At 67.5% G+C, this 19783-nt stretch carries 20 protein-coding genes; 16 read left to right on the forward strand and 4 right to left on the reverse strand.

Annotation, left to right across the window (positions count from 1 at the left end):
• The first annotated feature begins 45 nt into the window (after positions 1 to 45).
• The 4 genes from MLG87_RS04045 to MLG87_RS04060 all read left to right on the forward strand — a co-directional run bounded on the left by MLG87_RS04045 (position 46) and on the right by MLG87_RS04060 (position 4030).
• Positions 46 to 966 carry a LysR family transcriptional regulator gene (locus MLG87_RS04045; RefSeq protein WP_243293923.1) on the forward strand — a complete coding sequence of 307 codons (921 nt, stop codon included), beginning with the start codon at positions 46 to 48 and terminating at the stop codon, positions 964 to 966.
• On the forward strand, positions 963 to 2375 hold the full coding sequence (gene leuC, locus MLG87_RS04050) for a 3-isopropylmalate dehydratase large subunit (RefSeq protein ID WP_243293924.1): 1413 nt from the start codon (positions 963 to 965) through the stop codon (positions 2373 to 2375). The genes MLG87_RS04045 and leuC overlap by 4 nt, the downstream gene beginning before the upstream one ends.
• Positions 2372 to 2974 carry a 3-isopropylmalate dehydratase small subunit gene (gene leuD / locus MLG87_RS04055; protein ID WP_243293925.1) on the forward strand — a complete coding sequence of 201 codons (603 nt, stop codon included), beginning with the start codon at positions 2372 to 2374 and terminating at the stop codon, positions 2972 to 2974. The genes leuC and leuD overlap by 4 nt, the downstream gene beginning before the upstream one ends.
• A 180-nt stretch (positions 2975 to 3154) precedes the next feature.
• On the forward strand, positions 3155 to 4030 hold the full coding sequence (locus MLG87_RS04060) for a YicC family protein (RefSeq protein ID WP_243293926.1): 876 nt from the start codon (positions 3155 to 3157) through the stop codon (positions 4028 to 4030).
• Between the two features lie 21 nt (positions 4031 to 4051).
• On the opposite strand, the gene MLG87_RS04065 is transcribed toward MLG87_RS04060, so the two are convergent.
• The 3 genes from MLG87_RS04065 to MLG87_RS04075 all read right to left on the reverse strand — a co-directional run bounded on the left by MLG87_RS04065 (position 4052) and on the right by MLG87_RS04075 (position 8212).
• Positions 4052 to 5458, reverse strand: a complete 1407-nt coding sequence (locus MLG87_RS04065) for a hypothetical protein (RefSeq protein WP_243293927.1) — start codon at positions 5456 to 5458, stop codon at positions 4052 to 4054.
• 857 nt (positions 5459 to 6315) lie between these two features.
• The gene (locus tag MLG87_RS04070; RefSeq protein WP_243293928.1) at positions 6316 to 7182 is read right to left on the reverse strand and encodes a hypothetical protein; all 867 of its coding nucleotides are present in this window, start codon (positions 7180 to 7182) and stop codon (positions 6316 to 6318) included.
• 1 nt (position 7183) lies between these two features.
• Complete coding sequence (locus MLG87_RS04075) at positions 7184 to 8212, reverse strand: GntG family PLP-dependent aldolase (protein ID WP_243293929.1); 1029 nt, start codon at positions 8210 to 8212, stop codon at positions 7184 to 7186.
• A gap of 66 nt (positions 8213 to 8278) precedes the next feature.
• On the opposite strand from MLG87_RS04075, the gene MLG87_RS04080 reads away from it, so the two are divergent.
• From MLG87_RS04080 to MLG87_RS04120, 9 genes are all read left to right on the forward strand, one after another.
• A complete protein-coding gene (locus tag MLG87_RS04080; protein WP_243293930.1) occupies positions 8279 to 8602 on the forward strand; it encodes a winged helix-turn-helix domain-containing protein in 324 nt (107 codons plus the stop codon).
• On the forward strand, positions 8599 to 9324 hold the full coding sequence (locus MLG87_RS04085) for a hypothetical protein (RefSeq protein WP_243293931.1): 726 nt from the start codon (positions 8599 to 8601) through the stop codon (positions 9322 to 9324). Before MLG87_RS04080 ends, MLG87_RS04085 begins: the two co-directional genes overlap by 4 nt.
• A 38-nt stretch (positions 9325 to 9362) precedes the next feature.
• Complete coding sequence (locus MLG87_RS04090) at positions 9363 to 10244, forward strand: undecaprenyl-diphosphate phosphatase (protein WP_243293932.1); 882 nt, start codon at positions 9363 to 9365, stop codon at positions 10242 to 10244.
• A gap of 105 nt (positions 10245 to 10349) precedes the next feature.
• Positions 10350 to 11117 carry an ABC transporter ATP-binding protein gene (locus tag MLG87_RS04095; RefSeq protein ID WP_243293933.1) on the forward strand — a complete coding sequence of 256 codons (768 nt, stop codon included), beginning with the start codon at positions 10350 to 10352 and terminating at the stop codon, positions 11115 to 11117.
• On the forward strand, positions 11117 to 12307 hold the full coding sequence (locus MLG87_RS04100) for an ABC transporter permease (RefSeq protein WP_243293934.1): 1191 nt from the start codon (positions 11117 to 11119) through the stop codon (positions 12305 to 12307). The genes MLG87_RS04095 and MLG87_RS04100 overlap by 1 nt, the downstream gene beginning before the upstream one ends.
• Positions 12308 to 12392: 85 nt before the next feature.
• Entirely contained in the window at positions 12393 to 12923 is a 531-nt protein-coding gene (locus MLG87_RS04105; RefSeq protein ID WP_243293935.1) for a tetratricopeptide repeat protein, read from the forward strand.
• A gap of 18 nt (positions 12924 to 12941) precedes the next feature.
• The gene (locus tag MLG87_RS04110) at positions 12942 to 13931 is read left to right on the forward strand and encodes a gluconeogenesis factor YvcK family protein (protein WP_243293936.1); all 990 of its coding nucleotides are present in this window, start codon (positions 12942 to 12944) and stop codon (positions 13929 to 13931) included.
• 109 nt (positions 13932 to 14040) lie between these two features.
• Positions 14041 to 15168, forward strand: a complete 1128-nt coding sequence (locus MLG87_RS04115; protein ID WP_243293937.1) for a DUF4388 domain-containing protein — start codon at positions 14041 to 14043, stop codon at positions 15166 to 15168.
• A gap of 23 nt (positions 15169 to 15191) precedes the next feature.
• Positions 15192 to 15899 carry a hypothetical protein gene (locus tag MLG87_RS04120; protein WP_243293938.1) on the forward strand — a complete coding sequence of 236 codons (708 nt, stop codon included), beginning with the start codon at positions 15192 to 15194 and terminating at the stop codon, positions 15897 to 15899.
• 21 nt (positions 15900 to 15920) lie between these two features.
• Here MLG87_RS04120 and truA read toward each other — a convergent pair whose 3' ends face one another.
• Positions 15921 to 16712 carry a tRNA pseudouridine(38-40) synthase TruA gene (gene truA / locus MLG87_RS04125; protein WP_243293939.1) on the reverse strand — a complete coding sequence of 264 codons (792 nt, stop codon included), beginning with the start codon at positions 16710 to 16712 and terminating at the stop codon, positions 15921 to 15923.
• Between the two features lie 361 nt (positions 16713 to 17073).
• On the opposite strand from truA, the gene MLG87_RS04130 reads away from it, so the two are divergent.
• The 3 genes from MLG87_RS04130 (at position 17074) to MLG87_RS04140 (ending at position 19642) form a co-directional block, all read left to right on the forward strand.
• The gene (locus tag MLG87_RS04130; RefSeq protein ID WP_243285920.1) at positions 17074 to 17370 is read left to right on the forward strand and encodes an HU family DNA-binding protein; all 297 of its coding nucleotides are present in this window, start codon (positions 17074 to 17076) and stop codon (positions 17368 to 17370) included.
• A 239-nt stretch (positions 17371 to 17609) separates the two neighbouring features.
• Positions 17610 to 18458 (forward strand): bifunctional hydroxymethylpyrimidine kinase/phosphomethylpyrimidine kinase, encoded by an 849-nt coding sequence (locus MLG87_RS04135; RefSeq protein WP_243293940.1) that lies wholly within the window; start codon positions 17610 to 17612, stop codon positions 18456 to 18458.
• A complete protein-coding gene (locus MLG87_RS04140) occupies positions 18455 to 19642 on the forward strand; it encodes a hypothetical protein (RefSeq protein WP_243293941.1) in 1188 nt (395 codons plus the stop codon). The genes MLG87_RS04135 and MLG87_RS04140 overlap by 4 nt, the downstream gene beginning before the upstream one ends.
• Positions 19643 to 19783 lie beyond the last annotated feature (141 nt).

Genomic DNA, 19783 nt, shown 5'->3' on the forward strand with positions numbered 1-19783 from the left:
TACATAAGTAATACTTAAAACCCTACACTTCCCGACGGAGGGTCCATGGACCTCGGACAGCTGGAAACGTTCCTGGTGGTCGCGCGCGAGAAGAGCTTCTCCCGCGCGGCGGAGCGTCTCTTCCGCACCCAGCCCGCCGTGAGCCTCGCCCTGAAGCGCCTCGAGGAGGAGCTGGGCGAGACCCTGGTGGACCGCACCACCAAGGGCGGCACCCTCACGGACGCGGGCGCCACCCTGCTCCCCCTGGCGCAGCGCATGTTCGACCTGCGCCAGGAGATCCTCGACACCTTCGGGGCCCTGAAGGGCCTCCAGCAGGGCCGCCTGAACGTAGGTGCCAACGAGAGCGTGTCGGAGTTCCTCCTGCCCCGGATCCTCCTGGCCTACCAGCAGGCCTGGCCGGCCATCAAGATCCAGGCCTACCGCCAGACCTCGGAGCGCATCCCCACGGAGGTGCTGGAGCGGCGCCTGGACGTGGGCTTCGTCTCCTACGACGCCCTCCATCCCGAGCTGGTGAGCGAGGTGATCCACCGGGACCGCATGGTGCTGGTGGTCCCGCCCGGGCATCGCCTGGCGAAGCGGAAGAACGTCAGCATCACGGACCTGGGGGAGGAGCGCTTCGTGGCCCACAACGCGCCCACGCCCACCCGGACCGCCATCATCGAGCTGTTCGCCCGCTGCAACACGCCACTGCGTCTCACCATGGAGCTGGCCTCCATCGCCACCATCCTCGAATTCGTGAGCCTGGGGGCCGGGCTGGCCATCCTGCCCCGCATGACCACCACCGCCGCCGTCCGCGAGGGCCGGGTGGTGGAGATCCCCGTCCGGGAGCTCCAGGTGGAGAAGCTCATCCGCATCGTCACCCGCCGCGAGGCGGCCCTGTCCCCCGCCACGCGGGCCTTCCTCGACCTGATCCGCGCCATCGACTTCGACCATCCCGACCCCGCTCCAGCAAGGAAGAGCCCATGAGCCCGCGCACCCTCTACGACAAGATCTGGGACGAGCACCTGGTGGCCACCCGCGCCGACGGCACCAGCCTGATCTACATCGACCGCCACCTGGTCCACGAGGTCACCAGCCCCCAGGCCTTCGAAGGGCTCGTCCTGGCCGGGCGCGCCCTGCGCCGGCCGGGCCAGATCCTCTCGGTGGCGGACCACAACGTGCCCACCGCGGACCGCGAGAAGGGCATCGCCGACGAGACCTGCCGCCTCCAGGTGGAGGCCCTGGAAGCCAACGTGAAGGCCCACGGCGTGCCCTACATCCCCCTCCTGGACGACCGCCAGGGCATCGTCCACGTGGTGGGACCCGAGCAGGGCTTCACGCTGCCCGGCACCACCGTGGTCTGCGGGGACAGCCACACCAGCACCCACGGCGCCTTCGGGGCCCTGGCCTTCGGCATCGGCACCAGCGAAGTCGAGCATGTCATGGCCACCCAGACCCTGCCCCAGCGCCGCTCGAAGAACCTGCGGGTGCGCTTCGAGGGGGACCTGCCCGAGTGGACGGGCGCCAAGGACATGGCCCTGCGCCTCATCGGCCAGATCGGCACCGCCGGCGGCACGGGCTGCGTCATGGAATACACGGGCCCCGCCGTCCGCGCCCTCTCCATGGAGGGCCGTATGACCCTCTGCAACATGAGCATCGAGGGCGGCGCCCGCGCGGGCCTGGTGGCCCCGGACGACACCACCTTCGCCTATGTGGCCGGGCGGCCCTTGGCGCCGAAAGAAGCCCTCTGGGACGCCGCCGTGGCCCACTGGCGCACCCTCGCTTCGGATCCAGACGCCGCCTTCGACCAGGAAGTGGTCGTCGACCTCCGCGACATGGCCCCCCAGGTCACCTGGGGCACCAGCCCCCAGTGGGTCACGGACATCACCGGCCGCGTACCGGACCCCGCTCACGCCCGCAGCGCGGAGGAACGCGAGGCCATCCTCCGCGCCCTGGACTACATGGGCCTGGAGCCGGGCACGCCCATGGAAGCCATCCCCATCCAGGCCGTGTTCATCGGCTCCTGCACCAACGGCCGCATCGAGGATCTCCGCGAGGCCGCGCTCGTCGCGCGGGGCCGTAAGGTGGCTTCGGGCGTACGGGCTCTGGTGGTGCCCGGCTCCGGCCTGGTGAAGCGCCAAGCTGAGGCCGAGGGCCTGGACCGCGTCTTCCTCGAGGCTGGCTTCGAGTGGCGCCAGCCCGGCTGCAGCATGTGCCTCGGCATGAACGAAGACCGGCTGGAGGCAGGCGTGCGCTGCGCCAGCACCAGCAACCGCAACTTCGAGGGCCGCCAGGGCCGCGGCAGCCGCACCCACCTCGTGAGCCCGGCCATGGCCGCCGCCGCCGCCGTGGCGGGCCACTTCACGGATGTCCGCCGCATGGAGGTGCAGCGATGAAGGCCTTCACCACCCTCACAGGCATCGCCGCGCCCCTCCTCCGCGCCAACGTGGACACGGACCTCATCATCCCCAAGCAGTTCCTCACCACGCTGGTGCGCTCGGGCCTGGGCCGCCACCTCTTCCACGAGATCCGCTACAGTCCCGAAGGCAAGGAACTTCCGGATTTCCTGCTGAACCGCGAGCCCTACCGGCAGGCCACCATCCTGCTCTCGGGCCCGAACTTCGGCTGCGGCTCCAGCCGCGAGCATGCCCCCTGGGCATTGCTTGATTTCGGCATCCGCTGCGTCGTCGCCCCCAGCTTCGCCGACATCTTCTTCAACAACTGCTTCGCCAACGGCATCCTCCCCGTGGTCCTGCCCGTGGAGCAGATCGCCCAGCTCGCGGAAGCGGAGGGCCCCCTCACCGTGGACCTCCCGGCCCAGACCGTCTCCGGCGGCGGGCGGTCCTTCCGCTTCGAGATCGAGCCGGCGCGTAGGACGACCCTGCTGGAGGGCATGGACGAGATCAAGCGCAGCGAGGCAAACCTCGCCGACATCGAAGCCTACGAGATCCGCCGCCGCGCCGAGGCGCCCTGGTTGGGGGTCGGCGGGAACTGAGGAGTTAAAGACCTCCACGAAGGGCACGAAGGAAAAGCAAGGACACGAAAAGGGCTGGGGTGTTCCCAGATTCCCGTTCGTGTCCTTTCTACGCTCGCAGAGCGGATTCGTGTCCTTCGTGGAGGCTTTTCCACCTCCCCGTCGCGTTACCCTGAAGGATTGCCACCTCCGGGGTTCCTGATGAAATCCATGACCGCCTTCGCCGAGGTCGTCCGGCCCCTGGCCGCCGGACAGCTCCGCCTGACGCTGCGCAGCGTCAACCACAAGGCGCTGGATCTCAGCCTGCGCCTGCCCCCTGCCCTCTTCGCCCTGGAGGCGGGCCTCCGCGCCCAGGTGCGCGAGGCGGGATCGCGGGGGAAGCTCGACCTCGCCGTGGAGGTGCAGGACGATCCCTCCCTCGAGCCCCGCCTGAATCGCGCCCTGTTGCGCGCCCTCGCCAAGGGCTGGCAGGAGGACGCCGAATGGCTGAACCTGCCACCCATGACGGCGGAAGCCTTCTTCCGGGTGCCCGGTGCCTTCCAGGCCCCGGACCCGGACCTGGCGGAGCGGCTGGAGGCCCCCGTGCGCGAGGCCATGGCCGCCCTGCTGGAGCTCTGGAACGCGGGCCGGATCCGCGAAGCCGAGCGCCTGCGGCCGTTCTTCGAGGATGGGCTGGCCCGGCTGCGGTCCCTGCACGAACGCCTCAAGGCCGAGGCCGAACAGCAGGCCGCCGAACTCCCCGGCCTCTACCGCCAGCGCCTCGAGCAGCTTCTGGAGGACGCGCGCCTCGCCGGGCAGCTCCCCGCCGAGCGCCTCCTGGCCGAAGCGGGGATCCTGGCCGAACGCCAGGACGTGCGCGAGGAGCTGACCCGCCTCGCCGCCCACCTGGACGACTTCGCCGAGCGCCTCGCCGCCGGCCGCCTCGAAGGCAAAGCCATCGACGTGTGGTGCCAGGAAGTCCTCCGCGAACTCAACACCACCGGCAGCAAGTGCAAACGCATCGCCATGACCCGCGCAGTCATGGAGGCCAAGGGCGTCCTGGATCAGATCCGAGAGCAGTCGGCGAATTTGGAGTGAGTCAAGGCCGGCGAGGAAGGTTCAAGGCTTCCCTGGAAGGGCTGCGACTCGCTTCCGTATCTCATCCATGTACGGCCCCAGGTCCCATCGGATGAGCCGATAGTAGCCGTCAGCAGCCAGGGCATCGCTAAGCACCAGCCCATCCGAGGGGCGACACAGGCTGCGCGCGTGGGTGCGGTGGTCCACCGTCAGGGGCTGGAGGCGGGTCTTGAATCCTGGCGGCTGCATGAGCTTGGCCACCACCTTCCCCGTGGGCAGATGAGTCACCGCCACATGATCAGGCTCGGCGATGAGGACCAGATCGTCCGTGGGTCCCCACCCCTCGAACCGCATCAATGCCTCCTTCGGCAGGCTCTCCACCAGTCGGTCCCGCCTCCAGTCCCAGATGACATGGGTGGAATGCAGGGCGGCAGTCCACAGATCTTTGCCGATGCCGCCAGCGGTGGTGTAGGCCCGCTGGAAGAGGTACCTTCCCGAAGGGCTGAATTCCGCGTATTGGCCCGGCCAGGTCTCTCTCTTGAAGAGCCCCTTCCGGTGAGCCCCCTCCCGGTTGATGAAGAGGTTTCCCATCCGCCTCCCCGATTCGATCTCGTATATCCAGGCTTCGCCCCCGATGAGGACGAGATACTTGGAGTCCTGCGAAAAATAGACATTTTCGATATGCCAGGGATACTTGAAGTTCTTCTTGATCTCCCCCGTCAGGGGGTCGCAGAGGACGAGATCCAGATCCCCAGTGCGGACCAGGCCGTATCTTCCATCCGGCGAAATGCGCCAGGGCTGGTCGACCTTGCCCCGGAAATTGAAGGTGGAAGGGCGCCGGGTCTCCGTCTTCACATCGAAGACCCAGTAGGACTGCCAGAGTTCGCGGGGTTCCGTCCGGTCTGTCTGGTAGCAGTAGAAGTAGGTCCCGTCTGGACTCACGGCACCCGTGGCACCGTAGTACCAAAGGTTAAATGCATTAGGTTGAGGACCTTCCTGGATCAACTCCTCTCGCCGGGCTTCCGCCGCGCGGACCGCCGGCTTCTGATCGATGTCGGCCTTCTTCAGATGGGCGTAGTCCCGCCGTATCTGTTGGATTGAAGCTTCCAGACCCTTGAGCTCCAACTCGAACTGGTGCCTCCCGAAATTGCGGTTGACCGCCGCCATTTCTTCTTTAACACGGCCTTTGTGGAGAAAGTGGCCACCGTAGAAATAGAGTTCAATGTCTAGATCATCCAAAGATCGGATCGTAAGTGCACTTGTTTGATCACTCGTTTTAATAAATTTTTCTTTAGTCAATGTGGCATTGACGTTAAACCACAGGGATCCACCTTCGGAGTCGACTCTGGCTGGAGAGATCACCAGAATTTCAGTCGATGGCTGCTCACGGGTGGCCGCACCAGCCCCTCCCCCGCAGACGAGCGTAACCAAATAAAGAAATCGCTTCATTCTCATTTCTCCGCCCAGGGTGTGGGTGCCAGACATCTGTTGACTTGGCGATTGCTCAGCCTAAATGAGAAGATCCTTGCCGACCAAATTCGGGCGGAAAGAGGGAGTGGCTTCCAGCGGCAGCGGCTAGATACAAATGGTCGGTGATGGAATCATATAAAATTGGGCCTTAGGAAGCAAACCGGGCCAAAGCGAATGGGATCGTAGCTGGGCATCCTCCATCCAAGCATGAATCCCATTACAAAATTATCCCCTTGGTGCGAAGCTCTCTGTGAATCTCAACATACTGTTTTCGAAACTTTTCAGCTTCCTGGGGGTTCCCGGGTTGCCCCAGCAACCCATACTCATGCACCCGCGTCAATTCCAACAAGCACACATACCCCTTCCTCTGCTTCAATTCCAGTTCAGCGCCATGCTTCAGCGCCTCTAGTGCTTTCTTGTGATTTTGGCTCTGATTGACATTCCAAACTAACCAGCATCCCCCAAGGATTTCCCGCCTCGCAGGCATCTTCATCCCAATGGAGTTCCTGCGTAACTGCACCCATTTTCAGCATCGACTCGGTATCTCCGAGCCTTGCTTGTAGCTCAACGCGCAGACCAGGGAATAGGGCAAGAAGACCACATGCAGTCACCACCGCGAGCAGGATTAGCAGGCCACCGCTTATCCATAGCCCCTTCTTCACCTCTTTTGACAGACCCACGGCTCACCTCAAGCAATCCTTTAGTCCTTAGGACTATCCCAAGCGCCAATCATCAGATTGCCATCATTAGCAGGCCTTTGGGCTCCATCTGCTGTCGTTTCACGATCCAGAGCGTCCTAGTCCAGATCCGGGAGCAATCCGCCAATCTGGAATAGGTCAAAAACCCAGCGGATCGTAGGGCAGCTCCGTGCTGCTCCGCCAGGCGCCGAAGAGGCGGGTGCGCGTCCAGTCCGTGGCATCTGGCCTCAGGCGCCGCATGCGGCGGGAGAGGAACCACACGGTGCCGTCCTTCATGCGGAATTCGTCGTAGGGTGCGAGGCGGGCCTTTGCCATGTCCTCCGGAGTGATCTGCCCGGGGAACACGGCCCAGGCCCAGCGGCGGGCGGCCAGGCCCTCGGCCCAGGCGCGGCTCTCCAGCAGGGCCGGATCGGTGCTGATCCGCACGCCGGCAAGACCCGGCCGGCCGGGGGTGAACCGCCCGAAGCGGGTCAGCGTCATCCCCTGCCGCACGAAGGGCCCGCTGCCGGGGATCCGCCAGCGGGTGAGCAGGTCCGGCAGGCCCTTCTGGGGGATCCTGAAGCGCAGGTCCAGCGTGGCGCCATCGATCAGGCGGGAGGTTCCCCCCAGCTTCCCCAGTTCGGGCTCAAGGGCCTTCGCCATCCGGGGCGCGTCGAGCACGGTCCCGTCCTGCATCCGCCATCCGGGCCGTGCCACGAGGCGCCACCGGCGGCCGTGCCGCGACCCCTCAAGCGTCGACAGCAACTGTCCCGTCAAGCCGCCTTCCGGCGCCCTCCCCAGCAAGGTGAGGTCAGACTGGGCGGCCAGGAAGGCCTCGACCCCGGGGCCTGCGGGCAGCAGGGCCTCCACCACCGCATCGTCTTCGCCGAACTCTGGCTGGCCGGGCACGAACAGGGCAACACCTGGAGCCAGCGGCACCGGCATCAGCGCATCCTGGTACAGCCAGTATCCGCCCGCCGTCAGGGCGGCGAGTGCAATGGTCAGGAGGGCCAGGCGGAGCTTCATGTCAGGCGGTCCGCAGAAGGTGGGCCAGGGGCTCGATGCGGCGCAGGGCCTCCTCGATGTCGGCCATCTCGATGTCCCGGTGGGGGATGAAGCGGATGGCCGATCCCACCGGCAGGGCGCGGACGCCGACGGCTTCCAGGGCGGCCAGGGCCGCGGAGGCATTGGGCACGGGCACCAGCAGGATGTTCGTCTCGGGCGCGGGGGCCGCGATGCCGAAGGCTCGCATCCCCTCCGCCAGCCTCCGGGTCTTGGCGTGGTCCTCGACGATGCGGGGCAGGTAGTCCAGGGCCACCAGGCCCGCGGCCGCCACCACGCCGCCCTGGCGCACGCCGCCACCCAGCATCTTGCGGAGTCGCAGGGCCTCGGCCACCGCGGGCTTCGACCCGCAGACGAGGGAGCCCATGGGCGCGCCCAGACCCTTGCTGAGGCAGACCTGCACCGTGTCCGCGCCCTCGGTGAGGGCGGAGGGCGGAAGCCCCAGCGCCGCGGCGGCGTGCCAAATCCTCGCACCGTCCAGGTGCACGGCCAGCTTCGCGGCCTTCGCGGCGGCCACGAGGGCGCGGTGCTCCTCCCGCGGTGTCACGGTGCCGCCGGCGAAGTTGTGGGTGTTCTCCAGGCAGAGCAGAGTGGTGTGCAGGGTGTAGTAGGGGCCAGGCGTTCCCGCGGCCTTCGTCACCTGGGCCGGGGTGGGCCGGCCGGGGCCGCCTTCCCAGGCCAGGGCCTCGGGCATGCCGCCCGCCAGCCATGCGGCCGTGCCCAGCTCAGACCCCAGCACGTGCGCCTGGGCCGGCGCCAGGAAGCGGTCGCCCCGCTTGAGGTGCAGCATCAGGGCGATGAGGTTGCCCATGCAGCCCGAGGGCACCCAGAGCGCCGCCTCCATGCCCAGCAGCTCCGCCACCCAGCCCTCCAACCGGACCATGGTGGGATCGCGCTCCAGCACATCGTCTCCCACTTCCGCGGCCGCCATGGCGGCGCGCATCTCCTTCGAAGGCTGGGTCACGGTGTCGGAGCGGAGGTCGATGGATCGCATGGGGAGATTCAAGCATGGACGAGTGGTGAAGGTTGACAAAACAAGTTTGCAATACAAACTTGTTTCATGCCCAAAAACGGACCTGACCCCAGAGCCATCCTCGACCTCGACCGGATCGTCCACGAGCCCGCCCGGCTGGCGATCCTCACCGTCCTGGCCTCGGCGGAGGAGGTGTCCTTCCTCTTCCTCCAGCGGATCACAGGACTGAGCAAGGGCAACCTCTCGAGCCACACCCAGAAGCTCGAGGCGGCGGGCTATCTGGAGACCGTCAAGACCTTCCAGGGCCGCATTCCCGTGACCAGCTTCCGCATCACCGAGGACGGCCGGACCGCCCTCCGCGCCTATCACCAGCAGCTCCGGACCCTGCTCCCGAAGGAAGGAAAGCCATGACCACGACGGACCTGAAGGCCCTCGAATCCCTGACCCGGGACTATGCCGCATTCCAGTCCCGCAAGAGCGGCCTGGCCACGGCCCTGGGCGGACTCATGGCGGTGCTCTTCCTGACGGCCCCGATGTACGTCGATGCGCTCGGCATCCGCCTGATGGGGCGCTACCTCCTGGAATACCTCCTGCTCGCGCCGTTTGTCTGGCTGGTCCTGAAAGCCCTCCTGGGCCGCGTCCTCTATCGCGATCTCGGAGAGGTCAAGGCCAGCCCGGATGCCGCCTACGAGCGCCGGAGGTGGTTCTGGATCCTGGGTATCGCCCTGTTTATCGGTGTTTTCCTCATCCTCTGCATCCTTGGATTCGCTTCGGGGTTCCTGCACGCCATCCCGGCGGGCGCATGCGCGACCATGCCTTCGCTGGGCGCCCTCTGGCTCCCCCTCCTCTACCTCGCTCCCATGCCCTGGATGCTCCGCGGCATCGAAGAAGCGCGGGCCTACGCCGTCCTGGTCGGCGAGTGCATGCTCTGGTTCCTGGCCTCGTTCCTGGCCTTCTGGAGCACCCGGTCCCATCGTCAACCCTCCATGGAAACCGCCTCCACCGTCGTCCAGATCATCCTGGTATTCCTCCTGCTGGCCATCCTCATCTGGAGCGCCCTGGCCATGGTGCGGGGCTGGAAGGAACACCGTGAGTACCTGGCCATCCTGCGGGCGCTTCCGCGGGAGGCCTGATTCCTCTGGCACACTGTTCCTTTGCGCCGAGGGACTGAATGAACCTGCTGCACGCCATCCTCCTGGGATTGATCCAGGGCCTGACGGAATTCCTGCCGGTATCCTCCACGGCGCACCTGACGTTGGCGGAGCACCTGATGTTCGGCGGGCGGCCCATGCCGCTGGCCTTCGACGTCCTGCTGCACGGGGGGACGCTGATCGCCCTGATCATCTACTTCCGCCGGGAGCTGCTCCAGGTGGCCATGGGCTGCGTGGGCCGAGATTCCGAAGGCCGGAAGCTGGCGCTGTGGCTGTTCATCGCCATGATCCCCACGGGGATCTTCGGCCTCGCCACCAAGGCGGTCAAGGAGGCGGCGAAGGAGCACCTGTGGGTCTACGGAATTGGGCTCATCTGCACTTCCGGCTTGCTCTATTTCGCCAACCGCCTGAGCCGTGAGCGGAACAACCTGCGCCAGGAGGATCAGGCGGGCCGAGGGATCAGCGACCTCCGCGCCTCGGACGCCTTGGCCGTGGGCGCCATCCAGGGCATCGGCGGCGGCTTCGGGCTGTCGCGTTCCGGCTCCACCATCTCCATGGGTGTGTTCCAGGGTCTGCGCCTGCCGGTCTCGGCGCGGTTCAGCTTCCTCCTGGGCGTGCCCACCATTGCGGCCGCCGCGGCTGTGGAGCTGCGGGGCCTGCTGAAACCCATCCTGAGGCACCAGCCCCTGCCTGCGGACCTGGCCTTCCCCGCCGGATCGGCTGCCCCCGCCCTGCTCTGCGGGGTGGGCGTGCTGGCCGCCGCCATCTCGGGCTACCTGGCCATCGGCCTCCTGGACCGCTTCACCCGCAAGCCGAAGCTCAACGGCTTCGCGGTCTACTGCTTGGGCCTGGGCCTGGTGATGCTGGCGCTCAGCGCCACGGGCGCGCTCGGCCACCACTGAAGGCCCGGCCGCTCCCGTTCGCCGGCCGGTTTGGCCCGTTCGCCGGTCCCCGGGCCAGGGGAGCACGCTTCCCCCTACACTGGGGCCTGTCCTTCCGGAGGTCCGGTGATCCAGCTCCACGAGGTCCACAAATCCTTCACGGTGAAGGACAGGAAAACCCATGTCGCCAAGCGGATCGACGCGGTGCGCGGGATCTCGCTGGAAGTGAGGCCGGGCGAGATCTACGGCCTTCTTGGGCCCAACGGCGCCGGCAAGTCGACCACCCTGCGCATGATCGCCGGGCTCATGGATCCGGATGCGGGCTCCATCCACGTCTGCGGCCACGAGACCCGGCGGGCGCCGGAGGCGGTGCGCGGGTGCCTGGGCTACCTCAGCACGGACATGGGGGTGTACGCCCGCTTCACACCGAGGGAGCTGCTGCGGATCTTCGGCGAATTCCAGGACGTGGACCCGCGCATCGCCGAGCGCCGGGGCATGCACCTGCTGGAGAAGCTCCAGCTGGCGGATTTCGCGGACGTGAAGATGGAGGGGTTCTCCTCCGGGCAGAAGCAGAAGGTGAGCATCGCCCGGGCCCTGCTGCACGACCCCAAGGTGGTGATATTCGACGAGCCCACCACGGGCCTGGACGTCCTCACCGCCAAGACCGTCCTGGACCTGCTCGGCATCATGCGCGAAGAGGGCCGCACGGTGATCGTGTCCACGCACGTCATGCCCATGGTGGAGGACATCTGCGATCGCGTGGGCATCATCTTCGACGGCAAGCTGCATGGCGACGCGCCGCCCAGGGACCTGCTGCTCTCCCGGCGCGCGAAGACCCTCGATGAGGTCTTCTTCCAACTGGCGGCCGAATCCGAAGTCGAAGGAGGCCACTGATGCGCGGCGCCCTGCTCATCGCCAAGAAGGAGTTCCTGGAGCTCTCCAAGGACCGCAAGACCCTCTTCTTCGCCTTCGTGCTGCCGTTCCTCCTCTACCCGGCCATCTTCGGCATGATGGCCAAGATGGCGAAGCGGGATGAGGCCCAGAACCGCGGCAAGGCCAGCCGCATCTATCTGGCGGATCCATCCGGCGCCCTCACCGGGACGCTGCGGGCCGACTCGAAACGCTTCGAGCTGGTGCCGAAACCCGAAGGCGACCTCAAGCAGGCGGTCCGGGACCAGAAGCTGGACTTGGCCCTGGAGGCGGATCCCGGCGCGATGGAGGCCCTTCAAAAGCACGAGACCTTTTCCCTGACCGCCACCGTCGATGAAAGCGAGCACACCTCGGAGCTGGCCTTGAAGCGGGTCAAGGAGGCCCTGCGGAACCAGGAGAAGAGCTGGATCCAGACCCGGCTCGAGGGTCTTGGCGCGTCCCCGCAGTTGGCGGAGCCTCTGAAGCTTGAGGTGAAGAACGCCGCGGATCCGGCCCTGGAGATGGGCAAGGTCATGGGGCGGATCCTCCCCTACCTGCTGATGATCATGATGTACACCGGATCAATGCAGCACGGGATCTACGCCACGGCTGGGGAGAAGGAGCGCCACACCCTCCTGAGCCTCATGGCCACCCGCCTGCCGAGGAACCAGATCATCCTCGGGAAGCTGCTCTACATCTTCAGCATGGGCGTGATCGCGGCCCTGCTGAACCTGCTGAGCATGGGCCTCTCCATCCCCTTCATGACCGGCGGGGCCACGAATTCCATGCAGGCCCTGGCCGCCGTGGCCAACCCCATGACCTTGGGCCTCACCTTCATGATCATGGTGCCGCTGGGCCTCTTCTTCTCGAACTTCATCCTGCTCATGGGCATCCAGGCCCGGAACACCATCGAGGCGGGCAGCGCCATCACGCCGGGCATCTTCCTCGTGGTGTTCCTGGGCGTGTTCACCATGGCCCCGGGCGTGGACAAGATGCCCTTCCTGACCTACGTGCCGGTGGTGAACGTCTGCCTGTCCCTCCGCAAGCTCTTCAGCCAGCAGTTCGACCAGCTGGAATACCTCGTGGCCTTCGCCATGACGGTGGGCCTGGCGGGGCTCATGACCTACGTCTCCACCCGGCTCCTCAACCGCGAAAAGGCCTTGTTCAAGGCTTGACGGCCGATTCCGGGGCACCGCCATGGGATTTGCCCGGGGAAAGCTGTCATCCTATAGTTTCTCCAAGGCTTCCAGAGGATCCCGTATGGCTACGAAAGCCAAGTCAGAACAATCTCCCAAGTCCACCCATGCCCCGGCCGGCCAGCCATCTCCGTTCGCGGAGGCCTTCGCGAAGGCGGTGAAGCTGGTGGATGGCGGCAAGTACGCCGAGGCCGTGAAAGCCCTGGACACGCTGATGGAAGAAGCCCGGACCGCGGGCGACTGGGCGGTCAAGCGCCGGGCCGAGGTCTATCGCGCCCTGGCCGAATCGAAGCTGCATCCGCCCAAGGCCGCCGCGGCCGACGCCATCACCGAGATCCAGGCCTGCCTCAACCGGCGTGATACGGATGGCGCCCTCAAGCTGCTGGAGAAGGCCATCAAGACACACCCCGCGCAGGGCACCCTGCACTACCTGCGCGCCGTGGCCTTCGCCCAGGCCGAGAACGCCGAGGCCTCCGCGGAAAGCATGAAGAAGGCCGTGGAGCTCGACGGCGACCTGCTCTTCCAGTGGCACATGGAGCCGGACTTCAACTCCGTCCGGAAGTCGCCGCTCTTCGCCTTCACCGAAGGCCACTAGGCCAGCAGGACCATCCTCGTGCCGGGCCCCCTGGGTCTCCATGCCGATCAGCCGCTGAAGGTGGTGGCCCTGGGCGGGGGCACCGGCCTCGCCGCGCTGCTGCGGGCCCTGAAGCGCGAGGCGGGGCGGAGCCGCGACCCCTGGAAGCTCACGGGCATCGTCACCGTGTCCGATAACGGCGGATCCTCCGGCCGGCTCCGCGACGAGCTGGGCGGCATCCCGCCCGGGGACCTCCGCAACTGCCTTTCGGCGCTGACGCTGGAGGATTCGGCGCTCTCGGACCTCCTGAACTACCGGTTCAAGGGGGACGGCAGCCTGGCGGGCCACTCCCTGGGGAACCTGATGCTCTGGGCCCTGGCGGATCTCACGGGAGATTGGGTCCGCGCCATCCGCCAGCTCTCGGGCGTGCTGGTGACGGTGGGGCGCCTCTTCCCCTCGACCGTGGTTCCCATCACCCTCTGCGCCGAGGACATGGACGGGCGCCTCTATCAGGGCGAGACCGCCGTGGGCTCCTGCCGCCCTCCCCTGGCCCGCCTCTGGATGGAACCCGCAGACGCTGAACCCCTGCCCGAGGCCGTGCTGGCCCTCCTGCGGGCGGACCTGGTGATCCTCAGCCCAGGCAGCCTGTACACCTCCACCATCTCCAACCTCCTGCTCTCCGAGCTGCAAGAGGCCGTGGCCATCTCCCGGGCCCCGGTGATCTACGTGGCCAACCTCATGACCGAACCCGGGGAATCCTCCGGAATGGACCTGGAGAACCACGTGGCCGCCATCGCCGCCTTCGGGCGCGTCGGCATCTCGGCCGTGATCGCCAATTCGGCGCCGCTCCGGCCCGACATGCTCGCCCGCTACCGGGAGGAGGGCGGCGAGCCTATCTCCGCGCCCGCCAGCGAGGTCCTGGGCATCCCCGTGCACCGGTTCCCTTTGCTGGACCCGGAGGCCCCCATGGCGCGGCACCACCCCGACCTGCTGAACCAGGCCATCCGCGCCACCCTGGACCGGCTCTGACCGAAGCCTGAGCGGCCGCGGATCAGGCCGCACGGAGCTTGGATATTCCTGATCATCCTGGGTTCCGGCCGAGGATCGAGGTACCCTTGACGGAACGGGAGGCAAGGTCTTGGCCCTGAGCGGTGATCTGGCGACGATGGGCCTGGAAGATCTCTTCCAGTGGCTGGCCGTCGGCAAGAAATCCGGCGTGCTGGAGCTCCGGGGCCCCCTGCACACCAAGCGCGTGGCGCTCCATGAGGGCCGCATCACCAGCGTCTGGTCCTCCGATCCCAGGGAGTACCTGGGCCAGTACCTGCTCGCCTTCAACCGCATCACCGAGGACCAGCTACGCGAGGCCCTGGCCACCCAGGAGGACGAGCAGCAGCTGCTCGGGCGCATCCTCGTCGATCGCCACCTGATCACCGAGGCGGAGATCCGGCGCATCGTCCAGGTGAAGGTCGAGGAGAGCATCTACGACACGTTCCTCTGGAGCGTGGGCAGCTTTGATTACCACGACGGCGTCGATTCCCACCAGAAGTCCATGCTGCTCAGCCTCGACGTCACCGGCGTCGTGCTGGAGGGCGCGCGCCGGATGGATGAATGGAAGCGCATCCGTCGGGTGATCCGAGGCGGCGACGCCGTGCTCGCGCCCATCCCCGAGGCCATCGCCGAATGCCTGCCCCTCGCCCCCGAGGACGCGGACATCCTGGCACGCATGAATGGGCAGGTCCGCGTGGACCAGCTCATGCTCACCATCCGCATGCCTGAGTACAAGATCAACAAGCTGCTCTTCGACCTCCACGAGAAGGGCCTGGTCCGCATCGTGGATCCAGGCGGCGGGCTGGGCGAGAACCCGAGCCTCCACCTCCAGCGGGCCCGCGCCTTCATGGAGACGCAGAAGCTCCAGGAGGCCCAGGAGGAACTCCGGCGCATCCTCCAGGATCAGCCCAGGCACCTGGACGCGGGCCGGATGATGGCCGTGGTCCAGAACCTCCTGGAGGACAAGAAGCTGGATCAGGAGCTGGTGCCCGAGTTGGCGGTGAGCCTGGACCAGCTGGTGACCACCGATCTCGGATCCAACGAGGCCTTCCTGGCCACCCGCGTGAACGGCCTGTGGTCCATCCGCGACATCCTGTCCATCGCCCCCTTCGAGCAGGATGAGTGCCTTGCCATCTTCTCCCGCCTCATCAAGCGTGGGATTCTCAGGACATCGAAACCCATCAAGGGGAGCGACCAGGCAGGTGCCGCCCTGCGCTGATCCCCCCCGGATCCGGAGGTGCCATGCGCATTGCCATCGCCCTGCTGCTGATCACCCTGCCCCTCGCCGCGGCGAAGAAGCCCACGGCCGCCCAGCTCCAGGCCCAGGTGAAGCGGCTCACGGAAGAGCGGGACAGCCTCAAGCAGCGGCTCGCGGCCACCGAGGACATCCAGCAGGAACTGGCCGCGGCCCAGAAGGCCCGAGACCTGTCCAAGACGGAGGCGGAGGCCGCCCGGAAGGAGCTGGACGAGGTTCGCGCCTCCCTCAAGGAGAACGAGCGGGGCGGCGACGCCATTCTTAAGGACGTGAAGACCGCCCGCCAGGAGGCCGAGGACGCCAAGGCTGAAGCGGCGAAGCTCCGGGCGGAGAACGAGCAGCTTCGCGCCAAGGCGAGCGCCGTTCCGGCGGAGGGCGATCTGGTGGTGCTGAGCCAGGACCTCCAGCCCGCCCGACCCATCAACCTGAACCGGGTGGTGCCGCGCCTGAAGTCTTCGGGCTTCTTCAAGGCCCGGCCCAAGGGGGTCGTCGTGGTGAACGTCCTGGTCAACGAGAAGGGCGAGGTGGTCGCCTCACGGCTGATCCAGGGCCTGCCCGGGGACGGTCCCGACGAGAAGGAAGCGGACGATGCCTGCGTGGAAGCGGCGAAAAAGCTCGTCTTCGACCCGGCCGCCTCGGCAGACGGCAAGACGCGCTTCAAGGTTTGGCAGGGCGTGGGGTTCTATCTGGACTAAGGCTTCAGTCCTTGGTCTGGCCTACTCCCGCTCACCCCAGGGGCTGGGCTCACCGATGGCCCACCGGGCCTCGTACCACACCTTCTCCAGGCAGAGGCCTTCGGGCGGGGCGGTGAGGCCGGCCTGGGTGCGGTCCCTCGCGGCGATCACGGCGCTGAGGGAAGCCGGGCTCCGCTTCCCCTTCCCCACTTCCACCAGCGTGCCGGTCATGATGCGGACCTGGTGCATGAGGAAGCTGCTGCCTTCGAAGATGAGGTCCACGCCGCCTTCCGTCGGTTCCAGGCGAAGGGCGTGGATGGTGCGCACCGGCGTCTTCGCCACGCATTCTGTACAGCGGAAGCTGGAGAAGTCATGGGTTCCCAGCACCTGGCGCGCGGCCTGCGCCATGGCCGCCAGGTCGAGCGGCGCCGCCTGGTGGACGTGCCAGCGGAACGCCGCCATCAGCGGATCCTCCGACGGCCCCAGGCCCAGCCGGTAGACGTAGCGCTTGGCCACGGCGTGCTGCCGGGGGAAGAAACCCTCCGGGGCTGGTTGCGCCCCCATCACCCGGATGTCCTTCGGCAGATGCGCGTTCAGCGCCGCCAGGAGCCGGTAGGGGTCCCAGGCCCGCCCGGTGTGGATCAGCACCCCCTGCGCGCGGGCATGCACGCCCGCGTCCGTGCGCCCCGTGCCCTGGGGCATGGGCGCTTCCGGGTCGAAGGCGCGCAGCGCCTTCCACAGGTCGCCCTGCCCGCTCCGCAGGCTCGTCTGGATCTGCCAGCCGTGGAAACCCCCACCCGCGTAGGCCACGGTGAGGAAGTAGGGATGTGCCATAGGACATCATAGGCCGCGAACCGCCTCTGGCGCCCCTTCCACGGAGGGGTCCCGGCCCAATGGCCCGTTCTACGGTGATCTGCGACATTCATGGCACTTAGGCTCTAGCGTTTCCGGCCGTTCGTGTGTTCCATGGCACCCAAGAATCCCCAGGGAGGCCGATCCGCGAATTTTTTTTAAAGAAAAACCTTGACCATGCTGCGTCTGCGGCGTAGCTTCTTGGCAGTTTAGGAAATACAGTATTCATCGGCCTTTCCGGGCCAGTGATATTCGAAAACACAATAGGTACGGTCGTCTCCACACGGAGCCGATTCCGTTTTCCTCAACCCGGGGACACAGATCCCCAAATTCGGAGGTTTCCATGAACAAGGCTGAACTGGTCAGCGCCGTCGCCGACAAGGCCGGTATCACCAAGGCCCAGGCCGCTGCCGCCCTCGACCAGGTGCTCGGTGGCATCGCTTCCGCCCTGCGCAGTGGCGACAAGGTCACCCTCGTGGGCTTCGGCACCTTCTCCGTCGCCAACCGCGGCGCCCGCACCGGCCGCAACCCCCGCGACAACAAGCCCATCAAGATCGCTGCCAAGAAGGTCGCCAAGTTCAAGCCCGGCAAGAAGCTGGCTGACGAAGTCAACGGCAAGGGCGGCAAGAAGCGCAAGTAGAACCAGGCTGGCCGGCCCTGCCGGACACCAGGATCTCAGGACCCGCTACGGCGGGTCCTGTTTTGTATCAAAAGGCTTTTTTTATTTGTTAATGGTCAGGCATGCTCCTGAAGCCACAACGGGCCGGCCATCTCGATTTCCTGTGGATGGCAGGCGGTAAACCCCTTTTCTCTTTGTGATGGGGCCGAATCCATCGAGGCGTGTCTGGCGATCATCCTGTGTCATCCTGGGATTTCGCCATGGATGCCACCCACCCCAGCGCCCCGCCCGTCGCCCTGTGCCTGGGCGGGATGGATCCGTCCGGCGGAGCGGGCCTGCTGCGTGATGCGCTGGCCCTGGCGGAGCTGGGCTGCCAACCCATGGCGGTGAGCCTGGCGGAGACCCTCCAGAATGGCCTGAGCTGCTCACGGATCGACGCGCCCGCCATGGACCCGGTCCAGCGCCTGGAGACCCTCGCCCCCCACCTGGCGGGCCGCTGGGGCGTGAAGGTCGGCCTCTGCGCCCTGGAGGCGGACACCTTCCGCCGCCTCTGCGCCACCCTGCGCCACCTCGCCCCGCCCGTCCGGATCTGGGATCCCATCCTCGCCCCCAGCGCTGGCGTGGGCCTGCACGATGGCGGGGACCTCCGCCGCCTGGCTGCGGACCTCCTGCCCATGGGCGGCTGGGTGGTGAGCCCCAACCGGGGCGAGGCCGCCGCCTTCGCCGGCCTGCCTCCGGAGGCCATCCGCACGGCGGACCCCTCGGCCCTCGCGGCCCCCTGGCTCGAGGCCGGAGCTGCCGCCCTGTGGCTCAAGGGCGGGCACGCCGCCGGTGACGTGGTGCAGGACCTGTGGATCACCCGGGACGGGACCGAGGCCCTGGATGCCGCGCCCCGGCTGCCGGGCCAGCGCCGGGGCACGGGGTGTCTCCTGTCGGCCTCCTGGCTGGGTCTGCGCCTGCGGGGACGGGATGACCGGGCCGCGGCCCGGGAGGCCGCCCGCCGTCTGCGGGAGCGCTGGGAGCAAGCCTTCACCCCGGGCGGGTTGGGACGGCCCATGTTCGCGCCCGTGTCCGCCTTCCTTGAATCCGCCGCCGGGGAGGCCCGGTGACGGAGCACGAAGGCCGGGGCTTCATCCTGCGCACGGCGACGGACGGGCCCTGGGCCGGCTGGGCCGGGTCGCGCTTCCTCGAGGAGGGCCTGGCCTCGGTCCATGCGGCGCCTGGACGGGCCCTGGCCCGGCTCATGAACCTGGTGTCCTTGCTTCCGGGAGGCTTCGGCCTGGTCTGGGACCATCCCCCCGCTTGGATGGAAGCCCTGCCAGCGGAGTCCCGCCAGGGCTGGTGGGAGGCCATCTCGGCCATTCCCGGCCTCACCCTGCACCTGGGGCCGGAGGCCGCGGCCCAGCTCCCGGGCGGAGCCTTCCGCGCCTGGCTGCATGCCCCGGAGGCCCCGGAAGGCCCCTTGGGCGAGGCCTGGCGCCAGGGGGTCATCGGCTGGGTGCCGCGGACCGGAACCGCCTGGCGCCTGCCGGAGCTGGGCACCCCAGCTCCCGGTGATGAAGTGCCGCCCGGCTGGCTCTGGGGCGAGGTGGCCCTGCCCCTCGGCGCGCTTTCCACGCTGGCCTCGGGCGAGGCGCTCGTCGCGGCCATGTCCGAAGCCCAGGGCTCGGCGGAACGCGGCCTGGCCCAGCGCATGTCCGCGAATGCCTGGGTGGACCTGCCTTTCCTGCGCCGCTCGGCTGGCTGGCGCCTGGCCCTGGCGGGCGGCATCGAGTTCCAGCGAGCTGGCGGCGCCTGGCCCGCGGCCTTCGGCCAACTGCGCGCCCTCAAGGCCCTGCTCCAGGAGCGCCTGCGGACGCCGATCCACCTGGGCGCCTGCGGCGATCCCGTCACGGCCGCCCTGCTCGGGCGCCAGGCCCTGCGCGAGGGTCTGCCCTGGCGGGCGAGCCTGCCGCTTCCTCCAGCGCCCGGGGCTTTCACCCCCGGCCTCGCCGCGGATCCCCGAGATCCCGCGCCCATCGAGGCCCGCGCCCTCCAGCCCGCCGGCTGGCCTGAGACCCTGGACCATCCGCCGACGATCCTGCTGCGCGTGCCGGCGGTGCCTCCCGAAGCCGGGGCGCAGGCGATGCTGGCCCAGATCCAGCCCGCCCCCGCCCTCCGCTGGTTACCGCCGGATCTCCCGCCGCCACCGCCCTTCGATCCCGACCGCCCCTGGTCCCCGCCCGCGGCCTTCCCCTTCCCGGCCGATCCCGGAAACGGGGTGCAGCGGGGGCTCTTCGAGGAATTCGAATAGACCTGGGAAAAGGATCTCCACGAAGGACACGAAGAAAAGAGCCGAACCACGAAGGATGAGTCTGTGTCTTCGTGTTCTCGTCTTCACTTCGCGCCCTTCGTGGAGTCCTTTGTTCCTCTCGGCTGGTAGCGTGGAACCCGG

Origin of the sequence: Geothrix mesophila (assembly GCF_022808835.1) — a bacterium.
Taxonomy (GTDB): domain Bacteria; phylum Acidobacteriota; class Holophagae; order Holophagales; family Holophagaceae; genus Geothrix; species Geothrix paludis.

Bases quoted from the DNA above. Each gene is read 5' to 3' on its own strand.
- MLG87_RS04060 (WP_243293926.1), top strand. From the start codon at position 3,155: ATGAAATCCATGACCGCCTTCGCCGAGGTCGTCCGGCCCCTGGCCGCC.
- truA (WP_243293939.1), bottom strand. From the start codon at position 16,712: ATGGCACATCCCTACTTCCTCACCGTGGCCTACGCGGGTGGGGGTTTC.
- MLG87_RS04105 (WP_243293935.1), top strand. From the start codon at position 12,393: ATGGCTACGAAAGCCAAGTCAGAACAATCTCCCAAGTCCACCCATGCC.
- MLG87_RS04080 (WP_243293930.1), top strand. From the start codon at position 8,279: ATGCCCAAAAACGGACCTGACCCCAGAGCCATCCTCGACCTCGACCGG.
- MLG87_RS04075 (WP_243293929.1), bottom strand. From the start codon at position 8,212: ATGCGATCCATCGACCTCCGCTCCGACACCGTGACCCAGCCTTCGAAG.
- MLG87_RS04135 (WP_243293940.1), top strand. From the start codon at position 17,610: ATGGATGCCACCCACCCCAGCGCCCCGCCCGTCGCCCTGTGCCTGGGC.
- leuC (WP_243293924.1), top strand. From the start codon at position 963: ATGAGCCCGCGCACCCTCTACGACAAGATCTGGGACGAGCACCTGGTG.
- MLG87_RS04045 (WP_243293923.1), top strand. From the start codon at position 46: ATGGACCTCGGACAGCTGGAAACGTTCCTGGTGGTCGCGCGCGAGAAG.
- MLG87_RS04100 (WP_243293934.1), top strand. From the start codon at position 11,117: ATGCGCGGCGCCCTGCTCATCGCCAAGAAGGAGTTCCTGGAGCTCTCC.
- MLG87_RS04090 (WP_243293932.1), top strand. From the start codon at position 9,363: ATGAACCTGCTGCACGCCATCCTCCTGGGATTGATCCAGGGCCTGACG.
- leuD (WP_243293925.1), top strand. From the start codon at position 2,372: ATGAAGGCCTTCACCACCCTCACAGGCATCGCCGCGCCCCTCCTCCGC.
- MLG87_RS04065 (WP_243293927.1), bottom strand. From the start codon at position 5,458: ATGAAGCGATTTCTTTATTTGGTTACGCTCGTCTGCGGGGGAGGGGCT.
- MLG87_RS04070 (WP_243293928.1), bottom strand. From the start codon at position 7,182: ATGAAGCTCCGCCTGGCCCTCCTGACCATTGCACTCGCCGCCCTGACG.
- MLG87_RS04085 (WP_243293931.1), top strand. From the start codon at position 8,599: ATGACCACGACGGACCTGAAGGCCCTCGAATCCCTGACCCGGGACTAT.
- MLG87_RS04130 (WP_243285920.1), top strand. From the start codon at position 17,074: ATGAACAAGGCTGAACTGGTCAGCGCCGTCGCCGACAAGGCCGGTATC.
- MLG87_RS04120 (WP_243293938.1), top strand. From the start codon at position 15,192: ATGCGCATTGCCATCGCCCTGCTGCTGATCACCCTGCCCCTCGCCGCG.